Origin of the sequence: Lentzea albidocapillata (assembly GCF_000719115.1) — a bacterium.
Lineage (GTDB): Bacteria > Actinomycetota > Actinomycetes > Mycobacteriales > Pseudonocardiaceae > Lentzea > Lentzea albidocapillata.
The window spans coordinates 116,671-137,723 of record NZ_JOEA01000013.1; the positions used below are offsets into that span (position 1 = coordinate 116,671).

Genomic DNA, 21,053 nt, shown 5'->3' on the forward strand with positions numbered 1-21,053 from the left:
CCCTGGGGGCGCTGCCCCCAGACCCCCGGCAATCTGATCAGGGGGTCCACGCCGTCAGCGGGTTGATGGCACGCCTGTTGAGTTGGGCGGCTGCCTGTTGCGTAGCTGGGTGCGTTGGCGGTGGGGTCCCATCACGAGCCGAGCCAAGAGCGGGCCACATGCAGGTAGGGGTGTCAACTCGACGAAAAGCGTGTCGAGTTGACACCCCTCCGAGGGGACCCCTGCTTTGGCCTGCCGTCAGCGGTTGGCGATTCCGTCCAGGCGGAGCGTTGTCGAGTCGTCTCGGTGGCTGCCGTTGGTGCCGACGTGCTTCTCGCTGATCTGTGCGCCGTTCTTCAGCACGTGGTAGAGCGCCATGCCGTGGCCTCGGCCCAGGTCGTAGTCGGTCTTCAGCCAATCCAGGACCACGCCTGCCTTCGTGGTGCCATCGAAGCCGCGTTCTGCGGCTGCCGTCAGCAGTTCGGCCGGGGTCTTGCCGGTCTTCTTCTCCGCGCCGTCGAGGTAGGCCTGGAAGGACATCGTGGTCTCCGTTCGTCGTTGAACAGAGCGTAGGACAACTCTGGCTGTCTTGACAAGAAAATTTGTCGGTGACTGGTTGTGGATGCCTGATTTGTTGGGAGTCTGGCTAGCGGCGGCGGGCTCTTGCCAGGGATCGGGCTCGGATGACCAGGTCGTCCACCAGGTGCTCGTCGACCAGGGGTGGGATGCCGGACTCGTCGGTGCAGCAGCGGGGTTTGGTGCGCTTCTCCGAGAGGCGGGGGCGGACTCCGGCCATCTCGTAGAGGGCTTCGTAGAGGTCCTGGCCTGGGTCGTCGTCGTGTGGGCCCACCAGGAGCACCCACACGACTTCTGGTGAGGGGAAGGCGACTACTACGCGGTCGGCGCCTCGGAGGTGTTTCACGCAGAGGCGCGGTAGGGGTTCTGGGCCCGTCACGCGGTAGCCGAGTGCTGCGCAGCCCGAGTGGGCGAGTTCGTCCAGGAAGCGTTCGTAGGCCACGCGGGCTCGGCCGCGCAGGCCGTTCGCCTGGGCGTGTGCGGTGGGGGTTTCCACTACCTCGATCAAACTGGGCGGACCACGCGTCCCTTGCCGCTGCGCATCTCGTCGAGGGACGAGGCCAGGTCGGGGCGGTCCAGCAGTGACTGGTCGCTCAGGCGGCGGTGGACTTCGTCGATGAGGCCGCGGGTCTTGCCTGCGCGGCGGAGGTCGGACACCAGGTGGAGGACCTCGTGCAGGCGCACGGTGTCGAGCAGCATGCGGGGTTCCTGGCTGTGGATGGCGAGTACGCCTTCGCGGGCCCAGGCCTTGACGGTCTTCTCGGTGAGGTCGAGCAGTTCGCCTGCCACCACGGGACGTACCGGCGGGGCTTGGCGAAGGGTCTTGGCCACCACACCGTCCAGGCGGCGACGGCGTTCGTCGCCTTCCGACAGGGATGACGCGACGGCTTCCAGCTCTTCGATCGTGTCGAAGAGGTCGCGGATGTGGGCGGCCTCGGTCGCGACAGACATGGCTACTCCTCCCGTTGACTACCGATTATCCACCTGTTTCTCGGTAGTCGTCAACGGCCCCGGACCAGAGATCCGGGGCCGTCGCGCACTCAGGAGGAAAAGAAGAGACCACCGAGGCCGCGGTGCTTGCGGTGGCCGTAGCCGCCGCCGTAGCCCGCGTGACCGCCGTGGTGGTGGTGGACCTGCTGCGGCGCGGCACCCCAGGCAGGCTGGGCCGGCTGCGGGTAGGCGGCGGGCGGCGGCGCCGGAGCGGCGGGCGGCGGCGCCTGCATCTGGGCCTCGAGGCGCGTGATCGACTCGAGCTCGCCGTAGTCGAGGAAGACCCCGCGGCAGCCGTCGCACTGCTCGATGTGAACGCCCATGCGGTCGAACGTGCGCATGTTCGCATGACACTTGGGACACTGCATCGTGGTGAGCCTCCTGCGGTGGGACCGGACAAAAACGATATTAGCCGCGGTCACTGCTCTCGTGCGTCGCGACGATCCGACGACAGGCTTCAACCAGCGGTTCCACTGCCTGCAGCCCGGACATGAGTGCCCGTGCTGCCATCTGCACAACGTACGCCTGGGCCGGGATGTTGAGTGCTTCCCATTCGGATGTCGGCAGAGCCACACCACCCGTTTCACGGTAGGCGTTGAGGAACCGCGCCCACAGGTCATCGGGCAGCACCCCCGCGGCGAACAAAGCCGCAGGTCGCGCCAGGTCCCACACCGGATCGCCGACGCCGAGATCGTCCACGTCGATGAGCCGCCAGCCACCCCGGTGCACCAACTGCCCGAGATGCCAATCGCCGTGGATCAACGCACGGCCGTTCATGTCCAACGGAGGCAAGACTTCATACGCGCGCAGCACGACATCGGCATGCGGCAGGTCCGGTGACAACGCCTCAATAGCGCGCACAATCCGTTCCGGTGTACCGGCCACAGGCCCTCGCACGGGCAACGAGTGCAGCTTCGCCAGCAGTGCCGCGCTTTCCTCCCACGGCGCGCCATCGGGATCCGCCTGACTCACCGGCGATCCGTACGGCCACACCGTCACCGGCCGGTCGTCCACGAACTGCAACGGCTTCAGCGGCGCCAGCATCAACTCGGGATGCGCCGCCGCGATCTCCACCCGCTGCCGCAACGCCTCCACGTCGGTGTCCGCGGGATGCGCCTTGGCCACCACGTCGCCCACGCGCACCACCACGACGTCACCGCGGTCGCCGCCGAGCACCTCCGGGTCGGCGGAAGAGCCGGTCAGCGAGGCCATCGCCCTGATCAGGTCGTCCACGCGCACAGTGAATCAGTTCGCCGATCAGGCGGGCCGCGCTCCACCTCCGGGGCTCACCTGGTGATGCAGATCGTCTTCATCGGCTGCGAGTACGTCTTCGAGTCCTCACCCGCGCACAGCTCCCGGTCCGACTTGCCGTCGACGACCTTCGTGACCTTGCGCGTCCCGGCCCCGCACGCCACCCGTTCGAAGTACTGGTTGACCGCCTTGAGGCAGTCGCCCTCCTGCACGTTGAGGACGTAGCAGAGCCGCGTCGTGCCGTTCTTCCTCGACCGTCCGGACGACTCGTCCAGGTAGTCGCCGGTCGGGCACATCGTGCGTCGCTCACGTGAGGACACGCGGTACACGGCCTCTTGGGACGAACAGTCCACTTCGGCCATTTCGACGTCCGTGTTGTTGACGTCGACCTGTTTCGCGCACTCGCCGACGCCGGCCTGTTCGTGCCAGCCGGAGCAGCCGGACAGCAGCAGCGCGAGCGTCACGATCAGGACGGCGGGCTTCATGGCCTCCCCAGGCAGACGGTCAAGGCCGACTTCGAGTAATGGTTCGTCTTCTGTCCCGGCCCACAGCTCTCGTGGGGCCCCGTGACGACTCTCGCCACCTTCACCTCCGCTGCGGGTCCGCACGTGTTCCGCGAGCTCACTGAGTCCGAATTTCTTCTTCCCCCACGGCTCCACGCGCTGGAGGCAGTCACCCTCCCGCACGTTGAGCGTCATGCACAGCGTGTCGGCGGTGATGCGCGGCCGTAGGGCTCGGTAGGGCCCGTCGGGGCACGCTCCGGGGTCTAGCGACCAGTCGGGGGAGTCGACCCTCAGCGCTACCCTGTAAGTGGCGCCGTGGGACGCGCAGTCGGCCTCTACGAGCTTGATGCTTCGCTTCGCCGCGACCACCGCGTAGCAGTCGCTGGGGGTGGGCGCGGTGCGTTCGTCCTTCAGCTCCTGAGTGAGCACTGTGAGTCCCGCCACGCACGCAGCCGTGAGCACGCCGGGCACAATCCACTGACGCCCCATCGCTTTGCGCCTCTCCCAAGCGCAATTCCGCAGGAAGCATGTCTACTGCAGGCGCGGGTGCGGTACCCCCGTTTTGACCCAGGTAGACGTGGGCGGGTATCTTTGCTACCTGTGCCCGACCCATGTCGGGCCGCTCCGCGTGCCCGCGAGGCCGTGGTGTCCTCCACTCGCAGTGGCAGTTGAACTGTTGCTTGCGGACCTTGGGAGCGGGCGACACGCCCGACCTCGGGTGCAGAGAGGGATCAAGAAACACGAGGGTGAACCGGAAGGCCAGCCCTCAAAGACGGAAGAAGCAGCCGGCGAATGCCAACGATCCAGCAGCTGGTCCGCAAGGGCCGCCAGGACAAGGTGGCCAAGCAGAAGACGGCGGCCCTCAAGGGCTCGCCGCAGCGGCGCGGTGTGTGCACCCGCGTTTACACCACCACCCCCAAGAAGCCGAACTCCGCACTGCGCAAGGTCGCTCGCGTGAAGCTGACCAGCGGTATCGAGGTCACGGCCTACATCCCCGGTGAGGGTCACAACCTCCAGGAGCACTCGATGGTGCTCGTGCGCGGCGGTCGTGTGAAGGACCTGCCGGGTGTTCGCTACAAGATCATCCGTGGCTCTCTCGACACGCAGGGTGTCAAGAACCGCAAGCAGGCTCGCAGCCGCTACGGCGCGAAGAAGGAGAAGAGCTAATGCCCCGCAAGGGACCGGCCCCGAAGCGGCCGCTTATCTCTGACCCGGTGTACAGCTCGCCGCTCGTGACCCAGCTCATCAACAAGGTGCTGGTCGACGGTAAGCGCTCCGTGGCCGAGAAGATCGTCTACGAAGCCCTCGAAGGTGCTCGCGAGAAGACCGGTACCGACCCGGTCGTCACGCTGAAGCGCGCCCTGGACAACGTGAAGCCGTCGCTGGAGGTCAAGAGCCGCCGCGTCGGTGGTGCGACCTACCAGGTGCCGATCGAGGTCAAGCCGGGCCGTTCGACCACGCTGGCGCTGCGCTGGCTGATCACCTTCTCCCGGCAGCGCCGTGAGAAGACGATGGTCGAGCGTCTGATGAACGAGCTGCTCGATGCGAGCAACGGTCTCGGTGCGAGCGTCAAGCGCCGTGAGGACACGCACAAGATGGCCGAGTCCAACAAGGCCTTCGCCCACTACCGCTGGTGATCTGACGCCCGGCCTCGGTGAGGCCGGGCTCTCCCAGCCCTAGTGAGCTCACTAGCTCAAGACAGGGGAAAGACCCGTGGCACAGGACGTGCTCACTGATCTTGCCAAGGTCCGGAACATCGGGATCATGGCCCACATCGACGCGGGCAAGACCACGACGACTGAGCGGATCCTCTTCTACACGGGGATCAGCTACAAGATCGGCGAGGTTCACGACGGCGCTGCCGTGATGGACTGGATGGAGCAGGAGCAGGAGCGCGGCATCACGATCACGTCGGCCGCGACGACCTGCTTCTGGAAAGACCACCAGATCAACCTGATCGACACGCCTGGCCACGTCGACTTCACCGTCGAGGTCGAGCGCAACCTGCGCGTCCTCGACGGCGCCGTTGCCGTCTTCGACGGCAAGGAGGGCGTCGAGCCGCAGTCCGAGCAGGTCTGGCGGCAGGCGACCAAGTACGACGTCCCGCGCATCTGCTTCGTCAACAAGATGGACAAGCTCGGCGCGGACTTCTACTTCACGATCAAGACGATCCAGGACCGGCTGGCTGCCAAGCCGCTGCCGCTCCAGATCCCGATCGGCTCCGAGAGCGAGTTCATCGGCGTCGTCGACCTGATCGAGATGCGTGCGCTCACGTGGCGTGGCGAAGTCTCGAAGGGTGAGGACTACGCGATCGAGGAGATCCCCGCGGATCTGCTCGAGAAGGCGCAGGAGTTCCGCGAGCAGCTGCTCGAGGCCGTCGCCGAGACCGACGACGACCTGACCGAGAAGTTCTTCGAGCAGGGCGACCTGTCCGTCGAGGAGATCAAGGCCGGCCTCCGCAAGATCGTCGCCGCCGGTACCGCGTACCCGATCCTCTGTGGCTCGGCGTTCAAGAACAAGGGCGTTCAGCCCATGCTCGACGCGGTCATCGACTACCTGCCGTCGCCGCTCGACCTTCCGCCGGTCGAGGGCACGCTGCAGGACGGCGAGACCATCGTGAAGCGCAGCCCGTCCACGGACGAGCCGTTCTCCTCGCTGGCCTTCAAGATCGCCGTGCACCCGTTCTTCGGCAAGCTGACCTACATCCGGGTCTACTCGGGCAAGGTCGCTGCGGGCACCCAGGTCATCAACGCGACCAAGGACCGCAAGGAGCGCATCGGGAAGATCTTCCAGATGCACGCCAACAAGGAGAACCCGGTCACCGAGGCCATCGCGGGCCACATCTACGCCGTGATCGGTCTCAAGGACACCACGACCGGTGAGACCTTGTGCGACCCGCAGCACCCCATCGTGCTCGAGTCGATGACGTTCCCCGAGCCGGTCATCCAGGTCGCCATCGAGCCCAAGACGAAGGCCGACCAGGAGAAGCTGGGTACCGCGATCCAGAAGCTGGCCGAGGAGGACCCGACGTTCCGGGTCAACCTCGACCAGGAGACGGGCCAGACCATCATCGCCGGCATGGGCGAGCTCCACCTGGACATCCTGGTGGACCGCATGCGCCGCGAGTTCAAGGTCGAGGCCAACATCGGCAAGCCTCAGGTGGCGTACCGGGAGACCATCCGCCGTGCGGTGGAGAAGTACTCCTACACCCACAAGAAGCAGACCGGTGGCTCCGGCCAGTTCGCGAAGGTGCTCGTCACCGTCGAGCCGCTGGAGAAGAAGGAAGACGGCGCGCTCTACGAGTTCGTCAACGCCGTCACCGGTGGTCGCATCCCGCGTGAGTACATCCCGTCGGTCGACGCGGGTGCACAGGACGCGCTGCAGTACGGCGTGCTGGCGGGCTACCCGCTGGTCGGCGTGAAGGTGACGCTGCTCGACGGCGCCTACCACGAGGTCGACTCCTCGGAAATGGCGTTCAAGATCGCTGGTTCGATGGCCCTCAAGGAAGCCGCCCGTCAGGCGTCTCCCGCGATCCTCGAACCGCTGATGGCCGTTGAGGTCACGACGCCCGAGGAGTACATGGGCGACGTGATCGGCGACCTGAACTCCCGCCGTGGCCAGATCCAGGCCATGGAGGAGCGCAGCGGTATCCGTGTCGTCAAGGCACTGGTTCCGCTGTCGGAAATGTTCGGGTACGTGGGTGACCTGCGGTCCAAGACCCAGGGTCGTGCCAACTACTCGATGGTGTTCGACTCCTACGCCGAGGTGCCAGCGAGCGTCTCGAAGGAGATCATCGCGAAGGCGACCGGGGAATAGTCCCCAACCGGAGCACCGCAGTTCCACCGCGGGCTCTCCGGGGATGAATCCCTGGGGTCCGCACTTTCCGACCCTGACGTGTAGTCCGGCGGGTGGCCACAGATACCCGCCGGACCAGCAAAAAAGAAGTCCAGGAGGACAATCCAGTGGCCAAGGCGAAGTTCGAGCGGACGAAGCCGCACGTCAACATCGGCACCATCGGTCACATCGACCATGGCAAGACCACGCTGACCGCGGCGATCTCCAAGGTTCTGCACGACGCGTTCCCCGATGTCAACGCCTCGTTCGCGTTCGACCAGATCGACAAGGCGCCGGAAGAGAAGCAGCGCGGCATCACGATCTCGATCGCGCACATCGAGTACCAGACGGAGAACCGTCACTACGCGCACGTCGACTGCCCCGGGCACGCCGACTACATCAAGAACATGATCACCGGTGCGGCGCAGATGGACGGCGCCATCCTCGTGGTCGCGGCGACCGACGGTCCCATGCCGCAGACGAAGGAGCACGTCCTCCTGGCCCGCCAGGTCGGCGTTCCCTACATCGTTGTCGCGCTGAACAAGGCCGACATGGTGGACGACGAGGAGATCCTGGAGCTCGTCGAGCTCGAGGTCCGCGAGCTGCTCTCCGAGTACGAGTTCCCGGGCGACGACCTGCCGGTCGTGCGCGTTTCGGCGCTGAAGGCGCTGGAGGGCGACGAGACCTGGGGCAAGTCCGTGCTCGAGCTCATGGCCGCCGTTGACTCGGCGATCCCGGAGCCGGAGCGCGACACCGAGAAGCCGTTCCTCATGCCCGTCGAGGACGTCTTCACGATCACCGGCCGCGGCACCGTCGTGACCGGTCGTATCGAGCGCGGCATCATCAACGTGAACTCCGAGATCGAGATCGTCGGTATCAAGGAGACGTCGAAGAAGACGACGGTCACCTCGATCGAGATGTTCAAGAAGTTCCTGGACGAGGGCCGCGCCGGCGACAACGCCGCGCTGCTGCTCCGTGGCATCAAGCGCGAGGAGGTGGAGCGCGGCATGGTCATCGTCAAGCCGGGCACCACGACCCCGCACACCGAGTTCACGGCGCAGGTCTACATCCTGTCCAAGGACGAGGGTGGCCGCCACACGCCGTTCTTCAACAACTACCGTCCCCAGTTCTACTTCCGGACGACGGACGTGACCGGCGTTGTGACGCTGCCCGAGGGCACCGAGATGGTCATGCCGGGTGACACCACCGGTATGGACGTCAAGCTGATCCAGCCGATCGCCATGGACGAGGGCCTCCGCTTCGCGATCCGTGAGGGTGGCCGCACCGTCGGCGCCGGCTCGGTCACCAAGATCCTCAAGTGATCTAGCTTCACCAGTTCGGCGTGAAGCCGGGCCAGCGATCTTCGTTGGCCCGGCTTTCGTCGTCAGGACAAAAATTGTGCGGCAGCTCACGTCGGGCTGTCGCAGGCGCGCGGGTGAAGAGCCGTCGTCGGGAACCTGTTGCCGGACAATGAAACCGGCATGGCCGTCGCTCCACATGCGACGGACGACAGCGGCTCACCGGCCAAGATCCGCACGTGATCTGGGTCCAACTCACCCACCCCGATTTGGAGTGCCCCACGTCCGTGTGGCATTCTTTACGGGTTGCTCAATGAAGGCCGGGCTCGCTTCACCGCGTGTCCGTGTCTTTCGATTGAGCGTCCGCGCCCTGTTAGTGAACGCCTCCTTGCGGAGATGGGCATCAGGGTGCATGGGCTGTGGTAGGCCCAATCCCACCGGGGAGACCTTGAGTGGGACCGGTATGCGCACCGGGCGCGACACGCCCGACCGCGTGGACCGGGCACCATGACACTTCAACAGGGGCGGAGCGCGCCAAGAGGCTGTAAAAGGCCTCATCCGAGGCACCGCCCGCAGCGGTTACGAGAAGCAGAGGAACGGCAAGCCATTATGGCGGGACAAAAGATCCGCATCCGGCTCAAGGCCTACGACCACGAAGCGATCGACGCGTCTGCGCGCAAGATCGTGGAGACCGTGACGCGCACCGGCGCTCGGGTCGTCGGGCCTGTGCCGCTGCCCACTGAGAAGAACGTGTACTGCGTCATCCGCTCGCCGCACAAGTACAAGGACTCGCGCGAGCACTTCGAGATGCGCACGCACAAGCGGTTGATCGACATCCTCGACCCGACGCCGAAGACGGTTGACGCGCTCATGCGCATCGACCTGCCGGCCAGCGTCGACGTCAACATCCAGTAAGCGTTGGGCGCGGAGAGTAACGAACCAATGTCTGACAGGCAGATGAAGGGCATCCTGGGCACCAAGCTCGGCATGACTCAGGTCTTCGACGAGAACAACCGGGTTGTCCCGGTGACCGTCGTCAGGGCTGAGCCCAATGTCGTGACCCAGGTTCGCACCGAAGAGAAGGACGGCTACACCGCCGTCCAGCTGGCGGCCGGCGCGATTGACCCGCGCAAGGTCAACAAGCCCGTTGCTGGGCACTTCGCCAAGGCCGGGGTCACGCCCCGTCGCCACCTGGTGGAGCTGCGCACGGCGGATGCCAGCGAGTACACGGTCGGCCAGGAGATCACCGCTGAGGTGTTCGAGGCCGGCGCTGTTGTCGACATCACCGGCACCAGCAAGGGCAAGGGCACCGCGGGTGTCATGAAGCGCCACAACTTCAAGGGCCTCGGCTCCAGCCACGGCACCCAGCGCAAGCACCGCTCGCCGGGTTCCATCGGTGGCTGTGCCACGCCTGGTCGCGTCTTCAAGGGTCTGCGCATGGCTGGCCGCATGGGCCACGAGCGCGTCACGACCCAGAACCTGAAGGTGCACAAGATCGACGTTGAGAACGGCCTGCTGCTCATCAAGGGCGCGGTTCCCGGTCCCAAGGGCGGTCTGGTGTTCGTCAAGACTGCTGCGAAGGGCGGTGCCTGATGTCGACGGTTGAGATCCGCACCCCGGATGGCAAGACGGCCGGCTCGGTCGAGCTGCCCTCCGCCGTGTTCGACGCGCAGGCGAACGTCGCGCTGCTGCACCAGGTCGTGGTGGCCCAGCAGGCCGCCGCGCGCCAGGGCACGCACTCGACGAAGACCCGCGGCGAAGTTCGTGGTGGCGGCAAGAAGCCGTACCGCCAGAAGGGCACCGGTCGTGCCCGCCAGGGTTCGACGCGTGCGCCGCAGTTCGCCGGCGGTGGCATCGTCCACGGCCCGCAGCCGCGCGACTACTCGCAGCGGACGCCCAAGAAGATGAAGGCCGCTGCTCTGCGTGGCGCCCTCTCCGACCGGGCTCGCGCCAACCAGGTCCACGTCGTGTCCGGCCTGGTGGACGGGGACACCCCGTCGACCAAGACCGCGCGCAAGGTCCTGGAGTCGGTCACCCAGGCTCGTCGCGTTCTCGTGGTGCTCAACCGCACCGACGAGGTCGCGTGGGTCAGCGTGCGGAACCTTCAGCACGTGCACGTGATCGCGCCCGACCAGCTCAACACCTACGACGTGCTCGTCAACGACGACGTGGTGTTCACCAAGGACTCGCTCGACGTGTTCCTCGCCAGCAAGGCCCAGCAGGGTTCTGGCTCGGCCGAGGCCACGGCGACCGCGGTGGACGAGGAGGCCTCGAAGTGATCCCCGACCACAGGGACATCTTGCTCGCGCCCGTGATCTCCGAGAAGTCCTACGGGCTGCTCGAAGAGAACAAGTACACCTTCTTGGTGGCGCCGGGTTCGAACAAGACCCAGATCAAGATTGCCGTGGAGAAGGTCTTCGGCGTCAAGGTCGTCAGCGTCAACACCATCAACCGCCAGGGCAAGCGCAAGCGGACCAAGAGCGGTTTCGGCAAGCGCAAGGACACGAAGCGCGCGATCGTCACGTTGTCGGCTGACAGCAAGACGATCGAGATCTTCGGCGGCCCTGCCGCCTGATGACGAGGACTGCGTAGAGATGGGCATTCGCAAGTACAAGCCGACGACGCCTGGTCGTCGCGGTGCGAGCGTCTCCGACTTCGCCGAGATCACTCGGTCGACTCCGGAGAAGTCGCTGATCCGCCCGCTGCACAAGCTGGGTGGGCGCAACGCGTCGGGCAAGATCACCACGCGTCACAAGGGCGGCGGTCACAAGCGGGCTTACCGCCTGATCGACTTCCGTCGCAACGACAAGGACGGCGTGCCGGCCAAGGTCGCTCACATCGAGTACGACCCGAACCGCACCGCGCGCATCGCGCTGCTGCACTACGCAGACGGCGAGAAGCGCTACATCATCGCCCCGGAGAAGCTCAAGCAGGGTGACACGGTTGAGAACGGCCCCAAGGCCGACATCAAGCCGGGTAACAACCTGCCGCTGCGCAACATCCCGGTCGGTTCCGTGATCCACGCGATCGAGCTCCGCCCCGGTGGCGGCGCGAAGATGGCTCGCTCGGCTGGTGCCTCGGTCCAGCTCGTGGCGAAGGACGGTCCGTACGCCCAGCTGCGGTTGCCCTCGGGCGAAATCCGCAACGTGGACGTGCGCTGCCGCGCCACGCTCGGCGAGGTCGGCAACAAGGACCACCAGAACATCAACTGGGGCAAGGCCGGCCGCATGCGGTGGAAGGGCAAGAAGCCCACCGTCCGCGGTGTCGCCATGAACCCCGTTGACCACCCGCATGGTGGTGGTGAGGGTAAGACCTCCGGTGGTCGCCACCCGGTGAACCCGGCTGGTAAGCCCGAGGGTCGTACCCGCCGCCGTAAGCCAAGCGACAAGCTCATCGTCCGGCGTCGTCGCACCGGTAAGAAGCGCTGAGCAGGGAGGGAGTGAAGGATGCCTCGCAGCCTTAAGAAGGGTCCCTTCGTCGACGACCACCTGCTCAAGAAGGTGGACGTTCAGAACGAAGCGGGCAAGAAGACCGTCATCAAGACGTGGTCCCGCCGATCCACGATCATCCCGGACATGCTGGGTCACACCATCGCGGTGCACGACGGCCGCAAGCACGTCCCGGTGTTCGTGACCGAGGCGATGGTCGGGCACAAGCTGGGCGAGTTCGCCCCGACCCGCACCTTCAAGGGCCACATCAAGGACGACCGGAAGTCTCGTCGCCGCTAGGCGTCGAACTGAGAAGAGCAAGGGAAAAGCAGCGATGAACGCCCGTAAGGACGCTGAGGCGCAGGAGTTTCCGCGCGCCGTGGCTCGGGCTCGCTACGTCCGCGACACCCCCATGAAGGTCCGTCGCGTCGTCGAGCTCATCAAGGGTCGTAACGCAAGCGAGGCCCTGGCCGTGCTCCAGTTCGCGCCCCAGGCCGCCTCTGAGCCGGTCGCGAAGGTGCTCGCCAGCGCCATGGCCAATGCCGAGAACAACATGTCCCTGGACCCCTCGACCCTCTGGGTTGCGGTGGCCTATGTGGACGAGGGTCCGACCCTCAAGCGTTTCCGCCCGCGTGCCCAGGGCCGCGCGTACCGGATTCGCAAGCGGACGAGTCACATCACCATCGAGGTGGAGTCTCGTCCCAAGAAGACCAGCGTGAAGGGAACGCGGTAGTGGGCCAGAAGATCAACCCGCACGGCTTCCGGCTGGGGATCACCACCGACTGGAAGTCCCGCTGGTACGCAGACAAGCAGTACGCCGAGTACGTGGCGGAGGACGTCAAGATCCGTCGCCTGCTCAGCAAGGGCATGGAGCGTGCCGGCATCTCCAAGGTGGAGATCGAGCGGACCCGTGACCGGGTGCGCGTCGACATCCACACCGCCCGGCCGGGCATCGTCATCGGCCGTCGTGGTGCCGAGGCGGACCGCATCCGCGGTGAGCTGGAGAAGCTCACCAAGAAGCAGGTCCAGCTGAACATCCTCGAGGTCAAGAGCCCCGAGTCGGACGCGCAGCTCGTGGCACAGGGTGTCGCCGAGCAGCTGTCCAACCGCGTCGCCTTCCGGCGCGCGATGCGCAAGGCCATTCAGTCGGCCATGCGTTCGCCGCAGGTCAAGGGCATTCGTGTGCAGTGCGGCGGTCGCCTCGGCGGCGCCGAGATGTCCCGCTCGGAGCACTACCGCGACGGCCGCGTGCCGCTGCACACGCTCCGCGCCAACATCGACTATGGCTTCTTCGAGGCCCGCACCACGTTCGGCCGTATCGGCGTGAAGGTGTGGATCTACAAGGGCGACATCGTCGGTGGCATCTCGGCCAAGCGCGCGCTCGACGCGGCCCCCGCACAGGGTGCGGACCGCGCCCCGCGCCGTGACCGTGGCGAGCGTCCGAACCGGGCCCGTCGCTCCGGTGCCAGCGGCACCACCGCGACGAGCACCGAGGCCGGTCGTGCCGCAGCTGACGCTTCGGCGTCGGCCGAGGCTCCGGCTGCTGCAGAGAAGACGGAGAGCTGAGTCATGCTCATCCCTCGTAGGGTCAAGCACCGCAAGCAGCACCACCCGAAGCGTTCGGGCGCTGCCAAGGGCGGCACGAAGGTCACCTTCGGTGAGTACGGCATCCAGGCTCTCGAGCCCGCCTACGTCACCAACCGGCAGATCGAGTCCGCTCGTATCGCCATCACGCGTCACATCCGTCGTGGCGGCAAGGTCTGGATCAACATCTTCCCGGACCGCCCGCTGACGAAGAAGCCGGCCGAGACCCGCATGGGTTCCGGTAAGGGTTCGCCGGAGTGGTGGGTCGCGAACGTCAAGCCGGGTCGCGTCATGTTCGAGATGGCCTTCCCGAACGAGCAGGTGGCCCGCGAGGCTCTTCGCCGCGCGATCCACAAGCTCCCGATGAAGTGCCGCATCGTTACGCGTGAGGGTGGTGAGTTCTGATGGCAGCGGGTACTACCGCTTCCGAGCTGCGTGAGCTCACCGAGGAAGAGCTCGTGCTGCGTCTGAAGGAATCGAAGGAAGAGCTGTTCAACCTTCGTTTCCAGATGGCCACGGGCCAGCTCGACAACAACCGGCGTCTGCGCACGGTCCGGCATGACATTGCCCGGATCTACACCGTGATGCGGGAGCGGGAGCTCGGGCTCTCCGTTACGCCGGATTCCACTGGTGAGGGTGCGGCATGACCGAAAGCAACGAAGTCCAGACCGAGAAGCGCAACGACCGCAAGGTCCGTGAGGGCCTCGTCGTGTCCGACAAGATGGACAAGACGATCGTGGTCGCGCTCGAGGACCGCAAGAAGCACCCGCGTTACTCCAAGATCATGCGCTCCACCACCAAGGTGAAGGTGCACGACGAGGAGAACTCGGCGGGCGTCGGCGACCGCGTCCTGCTCATGGAGACCCGGCCCCTGTCGGCGACCAAGCGCTGGCGTCTCGTGCAGATCCTCGAGAAGGCCAAGTAGTCCCCATAAGGGATTAGACACTGTAGACAGACCGAGCCCGTCGGGTCGGAAATCCGGCGGGCCAGGAATGGTCAGGAGCAAGTAAGTGATTCAGCAGGAGTCGCGACTTCGTGTCGCCGACAACACTGGTGCAAAGGAAATCCTTTGCATCCGTGTTCTCGGTGGTTCGGGTCGCCGCTACGCGGGCATCGGCGACATCATCGTCGCGACCGTCAAGGACGCGATCCCCGGTGCCGGTGTGAAGAAGGGTGACGTCGTCAAGGCCGTCATCGTCCGCACCGTCAAGGAGCGCCGTCGTCCGGATGGCTCGTACATCCGCTTCGACGAGAACGCCGCCGTGCTCATCAAGAACGACAACGAGCCCCGCGGTACCCGCATCTTCGGCCCGGTCGGTCGCGAGCTGCGCGACAAGAAGTTCATGAAGATCATCTCGCTGGCTCCGGAGGTGCTCTGACCATGAAGGTGAAGAAGGGCGACACGGTCGTCGTTATCGCCGGCAAGGACAAGGGCGCGAAGGGCAAGGTCATCCAGGCCTACCCGGAGACCGGCAAGGTCCTGGTCGAGGGCGTCAACCGGATCAAGAAGCACACCAAGATCACGCAGACCCAGCGGGGCGCGCAGTCTGGTGGCATCGTGACCCAGGAAGCTCCGGTCAACGTCTCCAACGTGATGGTGGTCGACTCGGACGGCAAGCCGACCCGTGTTGGTTACCGGACGAACGACGAGGGCAAGCGGGTCCGCATTTCCCGTCGTAACGGGAAGGACATCTGATCATGACTACCGCAGAGAAGATCATCCCGCGGCTCAAGACGCGCTACCGCGCCGAGGTGAAGGCCGAGCTGCAGAAGCAGTTCGACTTCTCCAACGTGATGCAGATCCCGGGCGTCGTGAAGGTCGTCGTCAACATGGGTGTCGGCGACGCCGCCCGTGACGGCAAGCTGATCGAGGGTGCCGTCAGGGACCTGTCGATCATCACCGGCCAGCGTCCCGAGGTCCGCCGGGCCCGCAAGTCCATCGCGCAGTTCAAGCTGCGTGAAGGCATGCCGATCGGTGCGCGCGTCACGCTGCGCGGCGACCGCATGTGGGAGTTCCTCGACCGTCTGCTGACGATCGCGCTGCCCCGTATCCGCGACTTCCGCGGCCTCTCGGGCAAGCAGTTCGACGGCAACGGCAACTACACGTTCGGTCTGAACGAGCAGTCGATGTTCCACGAGATCGACCCGGACGCTATCGACCGGCCTCGCGGCATGGACATCACCGTCGTCACCACCGCCACGAACGACGAGGAGGGCCGGGCGCTGCTGAAGCACCTGGGCTTCCCGTTCAAGGAGAACTGACTCGATGGCCAAGAAGGCGTTGATCAACAAGGCCGCGAAGAAGCCGAAGTTCAAGGTCCGGGGTTACACCCGGTGCCAGCGTTGCGGGCGCCCTCACGCGGTGTTCCGCAAGTTCGGCCTCTGCCGGATCTGCCTGCGCGAGATGGCTCACCGCGGTGAGCTGCCTGGCGTGAGCAAGTCCAGCTGGTAATCCAAAGCTTCATTACTTCGCTGTAGGCCCGCACACGACCGTCCTGTCCTCTCCCCCTCGGGGGAGAGGGCGGGTCTGGACCCTGAGCCGGTGAACCGCAGCGAGAAAGGTTGACCAGGTCACCATGACGATGACCGATCCAATCGCAGACATGCTCACTCGTCTGCGGAACGCGAACTCGGCTTACCACGACAAGGTCGTGATGCCGCACTCCAAGATCAAGGCGAACATCGCCGAGATCCTCAAGCGCGAGGGCTACATCGCCTCGTACCGCGACGAGGACGGCGAGGTGGCCAAGAACCTGGTCGTCGAGCTGAAGTACGGCCCGAACCGTGAGCGCAGCATCGCCGGCCTCCGCCGCGTGTCCAAGCCCGGTCTGCGTGTGTACGCGAAGTCCACTGGCCTGCCCCGAGTTCTCGGTGGCCTCGGCGTGGCGATCATTTCGACCTCTGGCGGTCTCATGACCGACCGTCAGGCCAACAAGGCAGGCGTGGGCGGAGAAGTCCTCGCCTACGTTTGGTAAGGGGGAGTAGACATGTCGCGCATCGGTAAGCAGCCGATCATTGTCCCCTCCGGGGTCGACGTGAACATCGCCGGCCAGGACGTCAGCATCAAGGGCCCCAAGGGTCTCCTGACGCTCACGCTCGCTGAGCCGATCATCGTCGAGAAGGCCGAAGACGGCACTCTCGAGGTCAAGCGCCCGAACGACGAGCGGCGCAACCGCGCGCTCCACGGCCTGTCGCGCACGCTCGTGCACAACATGGTCGTCGGCGTGACCCAGGGTTACGAAAAGAAGATGGAAATCCACGGCGTCGGTTACCGCGTCGCGCTCAAGGGCTCTGAGCTCGAGTTCGCGCTCGGTTACTCGCACCCCGTCAAGGTGGAGGCCCCCGCGGGCATCACCTTCACGGTCGAGACCCCGACCCGGTTCTCCGTCTCGGGTATCGACAAGCAGCTGGTCGGTGAGGTTGCCGCCAACATCCGCAAGCTGCGCAAGCCCGACCCGTACAAGGGTAAGGGCGTCCGGTACTCGGGCGAGAAGATCCGTCGCAAGGTCGGAAAGACGGGTAAGTGACATGAGCGAGTCGACTGTTACGAAGCGCAAGCCGGTGGGCAAGGACATCTCCACCAGGCGTCGTGTTGCGAAGGCCCGTCGCCACTTCCGCCTCCGCAAGAAGGTCAACGGCACCGCCGAGCGTCCGCGCCTGGCCGTGCACCGTTCGTCGAAGCACATCACCGTGCAGATCATCGACGACCTGAAGGGCCACACGATCGCGGCCGCTTCCTCCATGGAAGCCGACGTCCGTGCCCTGGATGGCGACAAGAAGGCCCGTGCGGCCAAGGTCGGCCAGCTGGCCGCGGCCCGCGCCAAGGACGCCGGCGTCACGGCGGTCGTGTTCGACCGCGGTGGCAACGCGTACCACGGCAGGATCGCTGCTCTGGCGGATGCCGCTCGCGAGGCGGGGCTGGAGTTCTGACAATGATCATCACTGGAATTGAGAGGGACGCCTGATGCCAGGACGTACGCGTCGCGAAGGCGGCGGGGGCGAGCGCGGAGAGCGCCGCGACCGTCGTGACGGCGGCCGCGGCGGCGCGGCCCAGGAGAAGACCCCCCACATCGAGCGCGTGGTTGCTATCAACCGCGTCTCGAAGGTGGTCAAGGGTGGTCGTCGGTTCAGCTTCACCGCGCTCGTCGTGGTGGGTGACGGCGACGGCATGGTCGGCGTCGGTTACGGCAAGGCCAAGGAAGTTCCCGCGGCCATCGCCAAGGGTGTCGAAGAGGCGAAGAAGAACTTCTTCCGCGTACCTCGCATCGCCGGCACGATCCCGCACCCGATCACGGGCAGGAAGGCCGCCGGCGAGGTTCTGCTTCGTCCGGCATCGGCCGGTACCGGTGTCATCGCGGGTGGCGCTGTCCGCGCCGTCCTCGAGTGCGCCGGCGTGCACGACGTGCTGTCGAAGTCGCTCGGCTCCGACAACGCGATCAACATCGTGCACGCGACCGTGGCGGCCCTCAAGGGTCTGCAGCGTCCGGAAGAGGTCGCGGCCCGTCGTGGCCTGCCTCTCGAGGATGTCGCCCCCGCCGGCATGATCCGCGCTCGCGCGGGCCAGGGGGTGTGATCATGGCTCAGCTCAAGATCACTCAGGTGAAGAGCACCATCGGTACCAAGCACAACCACCGCGAGTCGATGCGCACCCTCGGGCTGCGCAAGATCCGTCAGTCGGTCGTGCGTGAGGACACCCCCCAGGTTCTCGGCCTGATCAACGCCGTGCGCCACCTGGTGGTTGTCGAGGAGGTCCAGTCGTGACCATCAAGATTCACGATCTGCGTCCGGCCCCCGGCGCCAAGACCGCCAAGACCCGCGTCGGTCGTGGTGAGGGCTCCAAGGGCAAGACCGCCGGCCGCGGTACGAAGGGCACGGGCGCTCGCAAGAACGTCTCGCCGCGCTTCGAAGGTGGCCAGATGCCGCTGCACATGCGGCTCCCGAAGCTCAAGGGCTTCAAGAACCCGTTCCGCACCGAGTACCAGGTCGTGAACGTCTCCTCGATCGCTGCCTCCTTCCCGGAGGGCGGCTCGGTGGACGTTCCCGCGCTGGTGCTGGCCGGGCTGGTCCGCAAGGGCTCGCTCGTCAAGGTGCTGGGTGACGGCGACGTCAGCGTGAAGCTGGATGTCACGGCTGACAAGTTCTCCAAGACCGCTGTGGAGAAGTTGGCGGCTGCTGGTGGGTCTTCCACCGTGGCTTCCTGATTGCCGCTGGTACTTGTCTGAAGGGCCCTGAGGCTTTGCCTCGGGGCCCTTTGGCGTTGGGTCGCGGGTTCGTGCTGTGGGGCGCCTTGCGGGCGGCGACCTTGTGCTGTGGTCACCTTGCGGGCGGCCTGGTCGCCTTGCGTGCTTCCCCTGGGGGCGCTGCCCCCAGACCCCCGGCAATCTGATCAGGGGGTCCACGCCGTGCGTAGGTAGATGAAAAGCGTGTCGAGTTGACACCCCTTGGGGAACTTTGAGGCGTCCGCTGACGTTCGCGGACGGCGTAATCACTGCTCGTAGCACGGATTTGCGGGGTGTGCTACCCCGGATGGCCTAGTGGTTCCGTCAGAGATCAACGAGTTGGAACCTGTGATTGGCCACTGGGTACGGGCTGGTCCTGGAGGGCTGTTAGAGTCGCGGGCTGAACCCGGATGTCCTCCGGGTTGCTTGGTCGTGGCTACCTGACTCGGCCTGCCAACTACCGCATGCGCCGGTCCCTGGGGGTCGGCAACGCTCAGGAGGTTCGCGTGCTCGGCGCATTCCGCTCGGCTCTCGCGACGCCGGATCTACGCAAGAAGATCCTGTTCACTCTCGGGATCATCGTTGTGTATCGGCTTGGCGCGACCATGCCCGCGCCGGGCGTTTCCTTCAAGAACGTGCGCGCGTGTGCTGAAGCGCTTGAAGGCCAGAACATCTACTCGCTGATCAACCTGTTCAGCGGTGGGGCCTTGCTCAACCTGTCCGTGTTCGCGCTGGGCATCATGCCCTACATCACCGCGAGCATCATCATCCAGCTGCTCACCGTGGTCATCCCGCGGTTCGAGCAGTTGAAGAAGGAAGGACAGGCCGGTCAGGGCAAGCTCACGCAGTACACGCGCTACCTGACGATCGGGCTTGCGATCCTGCAGTCCACCGGCCTCATCGCCCTGGCGGTACGCGGGCAGCTGTTCGGTGAGTGCGAGCAGGACGTCATCCCGAACAAGGACAGCATCTTCACCCTTATCGTGCTGGTCATCACCATGACCGCCGGTACCTCGGTCATCATGTGGCTGGGTGAGCTGATCACCGAGAAGGGCATCGGCAACGGTATGTCGTTGCTGATCTTCACCGGTATCGCTGCCCGTATCCCGGCCGAGGGCAAGAACATCTGGGACAAGGACGAGAGCCGGATCACCTTCTTCCTGGTGGTCGTGGCTGCCCTGATCATCATCGCGAGCGTCATCTACGTCGAGCAGGCCCAGCGTCGCATCCCGGTGCAGTACGCGAAGCGCATGATCGGTCGCCGCATGTACGGCGGCACGTCGACGTACCTTCCCCTCAAGGTGAACCAGGCCGGCGTCATCCCGGTCATCTTCGCCTCCTCGCTGCTCTACCTGCCGGACCTGGTCGTGCGCCTCACTCAGGGCACCTCCACCGAGCAGAACTGGTTCTCGACGTTCGTCCAGACCCACCTGGTCAAGCAGTCGAGCCCGGTGCACATCGCCTCGTACTTCCTGCTGATCGTCTTCTTCACGTACTTCTACGTCGGCATCACGTTCAACCCGGACGAGCGTGCTGACGAGATGAAGAAGTTCGGTGGCTTCATCCCCGGCATCCGCCCTGGGCGCCCCACCGCCGAGTACCTCAAGTTCGTCCTGGGCCGCATCACGTTGCCCGGTTCGCTCTACCTCGGCATCGTGGCGATCCTGCCGAACCTGTTCCTGGACCTGACCGGTGACGGCCAGAACCAGAACTTCCCGTTCGGCGGCACCGCGGTTCTGATCATGGTCGGCGTCGGTCTCGACACCGTGAAGCAGATCGAGAGCCAGCTCATGCAGCGCAATTACGAAGGGTTCCTCCGCTAGATGCGACTCGTTCTCGTTGGCCCGCCCGGTGCGGGCAAGGGCACCCAGGCCGAAGTTCTGAGCCGCAAGCTCGGCGTGCCGCACATCTCGACGGGCGACCTCTTCCGGTCACACATCAGCAACCAGACCGAGCTCGGGCTGGAGGTGCAGAGCATCCTCGACGAGGGCGCTCTCGTGCCGGACTCCATCACGAACGAGATGGTGCGCAAGCGCTTGGCCGAGTCCGACGCCGCGGACGGGTTCCTGCTCGACGGGTTCCCCCGCAACGTCGCCCAGGCCGACAAGCTGGGCGAGTTCCTGGCTGTCGGTGGCCACTCGCTCGACGCGGTGCTGGAGTTCCGGGTCGACGAGGACGTCGTGGTGGAGCGGTTGCTCGCGCGTGGCCGCACGGATGACAAGGAAGAGGTCATCCGTCACCGCCAGCAGGTGTACCGCAACGAGACCGCGCCGCTGCTGAGCTACTACGCGGAGAAGGTCATCTCCATCGACGCGGTGGGCGAGATCGACGAGATCAGCGAACGGGCACTCGCCGCGCTGAACGAGAAGTGACCGGCGGGCTGGTCGACCG

Annotated in this window: 33 protein-coding genes; 27 read left to right on the forward strand and 6 right to left on the reverse strand. The window is 65.6% G+C overall.

What is annotated here, in order from left to right; translation table 11 throughout:
• Positions 1-237 precede the first annotated feature (237 nt).
• From IG04_RS0120530 to IG04_RS42720, 6 genes are all read right to left on the reverse strand, one after another.
• A complete protein-coding gene (locus IG04_RS0120530) occupies positions 238-519 on the reverse strand; it encodes a DUF4287 domain-containing protein (RefSeq protein WP_030478288.1) in 282 nt (93 codons plus the stop codon).
• 106 nt (positions 520-625) lie between these two features.
• Complete coding sequence (locus IG04_RS46590; RefSeq protein WP_144065186.1) at positions 626-1,051, reverse strand: hypothetical protein; 426 nt, start codon at positions 1,049-1,051, stop codon at positions 626-628.
• 8 nt (positions 1,052-1,059) lie between these two features.
• A complete protein-coding gene (locus IG04_RS0120540; RefSeq protein ID WP_030478290.1) occupies positions 1,060-1,506 on the reverse strand; it encodes a hypothetical protein in 447 nt (148 codons plus the stop codon).
• 89 nt (positions 1,507-1,595) lie between these two features.
• Positions 1,596-1,913: a TFIIB-type zinc ribbon-containing protein gene (locus IG04_RS0120545; RefSeq protein WP_030478291.1), complete on the reverse strand. Its 318-nt coding sequence runs from the start codon at positions 1,911-1,913 to the stop codon at positions 1,596-1,598.
• 40 nt (positions 1,914-1,953) lie between these two features.
• A complete protein-coding gene (locus IG04_RS0120550) occupies positions 1,954-2,778 on the reverse strand; it encodes a phosphotransferase family protein (protein WP_245815885.1) in 825 nt (274 codons plus the stop codon).
• A gap of 53 nt (positions 2,779-2,831) precedes the next feature.
• Positions 2,832-3,761, reverse strand: a complete 930-nt coding sequence (locus tag IG04_RS42720) for an LppU/SCO3897 family protein (RefSeq protein WP_144065187.1) — start codon at positions 3,759-3,761, stop codon at positions 2,832-2,834.
• Positions 3,762-4,091: 330 nt separating this feature from the next.
• Here IG04_RS42720 and rpsL point away from each other — a divergent pair, with 330 nt between their 5' ends.
• The 27 genes from rpsL to IG04_RS0120690 all read left to right on the forward strand — a co-directional run bounded on the left by rpsL (position 4,092) and on the right by IG04_RS0120690 (position 21,034).
• Positions 4,092-4,466 carry a 30S ribosomal protein S12 gene (rpsL, locus tag IG04_RS0120560; protein ID WP_030473471.1) on the forward strand — a complete coding sequence of 125 codons (375 nt, stop codon included), beginning with the start codon at positions 4,092-4,094 and terminating at the stop codon, positions 4,464-4,466.
• Positions 4,466-4,936, forward strand: a complete 471-nt coding sequence (gene rpsG, locus IG04_RS0120565) for a 30S ribosomal protein S7 (protein ID WP_030478293.1) — start codon at positions 4,466-4,468, stop codon at positions 4,934-4,936. Before rpsL ends, rpsG begins: the two co-directional genes overlap by 1 nt.
• 76 nt (positions 4,937-5,012) lie before the next feature.
• Positions 5,013-7,115 (forward strand): elongation factor G, encoded by a 2,103-nt coding sequence (fusA, locus tag IG04_RS0120570; RefSeq protein ID WP_030478294.1) that lies wholly within the window; start codon positions 5,013-5,015, stop codon positions 7,113-7,115.
• Between the two features lie 146 nt (positions 7,116-7,261).
• Entirely contained in the window at positions 7,262-8,455 is a 1,194-nt protein-coding gene (gene tuf / locus IG04_RS0120575; RefSeq protein WP_030478295.1) for an elongation factor Tu, read from the forward strand.
• A 585-nt stretch (positions 8,456-9,040) separates the two neighbouring features.
• Complete coding sequence (gene rpsJ / locus IG04_RS0120580) at positions 9,041-9,346, forward strand: 30S ribosomal protein S10 (protein WP_003938093.1); 306 nt, start codon at positions 9,041-9,043, stop codon at positions 9,344-9,346.
• A gap of 27 nt (positions 9,347-9,373) precedes the next feature.
• Positions 9,374-10,024, forward strand: a complete 651-nt coding sequence (gene rplC / locus IG04_RS0120585) for a 50S ribosomal protein L3 (protein ID WP_030478296.1) — start codon at positions 9,374-9,376, stop codon at positions 10,022-10,024.
• Positions 10,024-10,710, forward strand: coding sequence for a 50S ribosomal protein L4 (rplD, locus tag IG04_RS0120590; RefSeq protein ID WP_030478297.1), 687 nt, complete (start codon positions 10,024-10,026; stop codon positions 10,708-10,710). The genes rplC and rplD overlap by 1 nt, the downstream gene beginning before the upstream one ends.
• A complete protein-coding gene (rplW, locus tag IG04_RS0120595) occupies positions 10,707-11,006 on the forward strand; it encodes a 50S ribosomal protein L23 (RefSeq protein ID WP_030478298.1) in 300 nt (99 codons plus the stop codon). The genes rplD and rplW overlap by 4 nt, the downstream gene beginning before the upstream one ends.
• Before the next feature lie 19 nt (positions 11,007-11,025).
• Positions 11,026-11,859 (forward strand): 50S ribosomal protein L2, encoded by an 834-nt coding sequence (rplB, locus tag IG04_RS0120600; RefSeq protein WP_030478299.1) that lies wholly within the window; start codon positions 11,026-11,028, stop codon positions 11,857-11,859.
• An 18-nt stretch (positions 11,860-11,877) separates the two neighbouring features.
• Positions 11,878-12,159, forward strand: coding sequence for a 30S ribosomal protein S19 (gene rpsS, locus IG04_RS0120605; RefSeq protein ID WP_030478300.1), 282 nt, complete (start codon positions 11,878-11,880; stop codon positions 12,157-12,159).
• A 34-nt stretch (positions 12,160-12,193) separates the two neighbouring features.
• Positions 12,194-12,592, forward strand: coding sequence for a 50S ribosomal protein L22 (rplV, locus tag IG04_RS0120610; protein WP_030478301.1), 399 nt, complete (start codon positions 12,194-12,196; stop codon positions 12,590-12,592).
• Complete coding sequence (gene rpsC / locus IG04_RS0120615) at positions 12,592-13,425, forward strand: 30S ribosomal protein S3 (protein WP_030478302.1); 834 nt, start codon at positions 12,592-12,594, stop codon at positions 13,423-13,425. The genes rplV and rpsC overlap by 1 nt, the downstream gene beginning before the upstream one ends.
• Positions 13,426-13,428: 3 nt before the next feature.
• Complete coding sequence (gene rplP, locus IG04_RS0120620) at positions 13,429-13,848, forward strand: 50S ribosomal protein L16 (protein ID WP_030478303.1); 420 nt, start codon at positions 13,429-13,431, stop codon at positions 13,846-13,848.
• Positions 13,848-14,090, forward strand: coding sequence for a 50S ribosomal protein L29 (rpmC, locus tag IG04_RS0120625; RefSeq protein WP_030478304.1), 243 nt, complete (start codon positions 13,848-13,850; stop codon positions 14,088-14,090). Before rplP ends, rpmC begins: the two co-directional genes overlap by 1 nt.
• Positions 14,087-14,368 (forward strand): 30S ribosomal protein S17, encoded by a 282-nt coding sequence (gene rpsQ, locus IG04_RS0120630; protein ID WP_030478305.1) that lies wholly within the window; start codon positions 14,087-14,089, stop codon positions 14,366-14,368. Before rpmC ends, rpsQ begins: the two co-directional genes overlap by 4 nt.
• Before the next feature lie 85 nt (positions 14,369-14,453).
• On the forward strand, positions 14,454-14,822 hold the full coding sequence (gene rplN / locus IG04_RS0120635) for a 50S ribosomal protein L14 (RefSeq protein ID WP_030478306.1): 369 nt from the start codon (positions 14,454-14,456) through the stop codon (positions 14,820-14,822).
• Between the two features lie 2 nt (positions 14,823-14,824).
• Positions 14,825-15,139 carry a 50S ribosomal protein L24 gene (gene rplX / locus IG04_RS0120640; protein ID WP_030478307.1) on the forward strand — a complete coding sequence of 105 codons (315 nt, stop codon included), beginning with the start codon at positions 14,825-14,827 and terminating at the stop codon, positions 15,137-15,139.
• Between the two features lie 2 nt (positions 15,140-15,141).
• On the forward strand, positions 15,142-15,705 hold the full coding sequence (rplE, locus tag IG04_RS0120645; protein ID WP_030478308.1) for a 50S ribosomal protein L5: 564 nt from the start codon (positions 15,142-15,144) through the stop codon (positions 15,703-15,705).
• A gap of 4 nt (positions 15,706-15,709) precedes the next feature.
• On the forward strand, positions 15,710-15,895 hold the full coding sequence (locus IG04_RS0120650; RefSeq protein WP_030473455.1) for a type Z 30S ribosomal protein S14: 186 nt from the start codon (positions 15,710-15,712) through the stop codon (positions 15,893-15,895).
• A 124-nt stretch (positions 15,896-16,019) separates the two neighbouring features.
• Entirely contained in the window at positions 16,020-16,418 is a 399-nt protein-coding gene (rpsH, locus tag IG04_RS0120655; RefSeq protein WP_030478309.1) for a 30S ribosomal protein S8, read from the forward strand.
• Between the two features lie 12 nt (positions 16,419-16,430).
• A complete protein-coding gene (rplF, locus tag IG04_RS0120660) occupies positions 16,431-16,970 on the forward strand; it encodes a 50S ribosomal protein L6 (RefSeq protein WP_030478310.1) in 540 nt (179 codons plus the stop codon).
• Between the two features lies 1 nt (position 16,971).
• Positions 16,972-17,373: a 50S ribosomal protein L18 gene (gene rplR / locus IG04_RS0120665; protein ID WP_030478311.1), complete on the forward strand. Its 402-nt coding sequence runs from the start codon at positions 16,972-16,974 to the stop codon at positions 17,371-17,373.
• Positions 17,374-17,407: 34 nt separating this feature from the next.
• Positions 17,408-18,016 carry a 30S ribosomal protein S5 gene (gene rpsE / locus IG04_RS0120670; RefSeq protein ID WP_030478312.1) on the forward strand — a complete coding sequence of 203 codons (609 nt, stop codon included), beginning with the start codon at positions 17,408-17,410 and terminating at the stop codon, positions 18,014-18,016.
• A 2-nt stretch (positions 18,017-18,018) separates the two neighbouring features.
• Positions 18,019-18,204: a 50S ribosomal protein L30 gene (gene rpmD, locus IG04_RS0120675; protein WP_030478313.1), complete on the forward strand. Its 186-nt coding sequence runs from the start codon at positions 18,019-18,021 to the stop codon at positions 18,202-18,204.
• Positions 18,201-18,644, forward strand: coding sequence for a 50S ribosomal protein L15 (gene rplO, locus IG04_RS0120680; protein WP_030478314.1), 444 nt, complete (start codon positions 18,201-18,203; stop codon positions 18,642-18,644). The genes rpmD and rplO overlap by 4 nt, the downstream gene beginning before the upstream one ends.
• A 524-nt stretch (positions 18,645-19,168) precedes the next feature.
• The gene (gene secY, locus IG04_RS0120685; protein ID WP_030478315.1) at positions 19,169-20,485 is read left to right on the forward strand and encodes a preprotein translocase subunit SecY; all 1,317 of its coding nucleotides are present in this window, start codon (positions 19,169-19,171) and stop codon (positions 20,483-20,485) included.
• The gene (locus IG04_RS0120690; protein ID WP_030478316.1) at positions 20,486-21,034 is read left to right on the forward strand and encodes an adenylate kinase; all 549 of its coding nucleotides are present in this window, start codon (positions 20,486-20,488) and stop codon (positions 21,032-21,034) included.
• Positions 21,035-21,053: the final 19 nt, after the last annotated feature.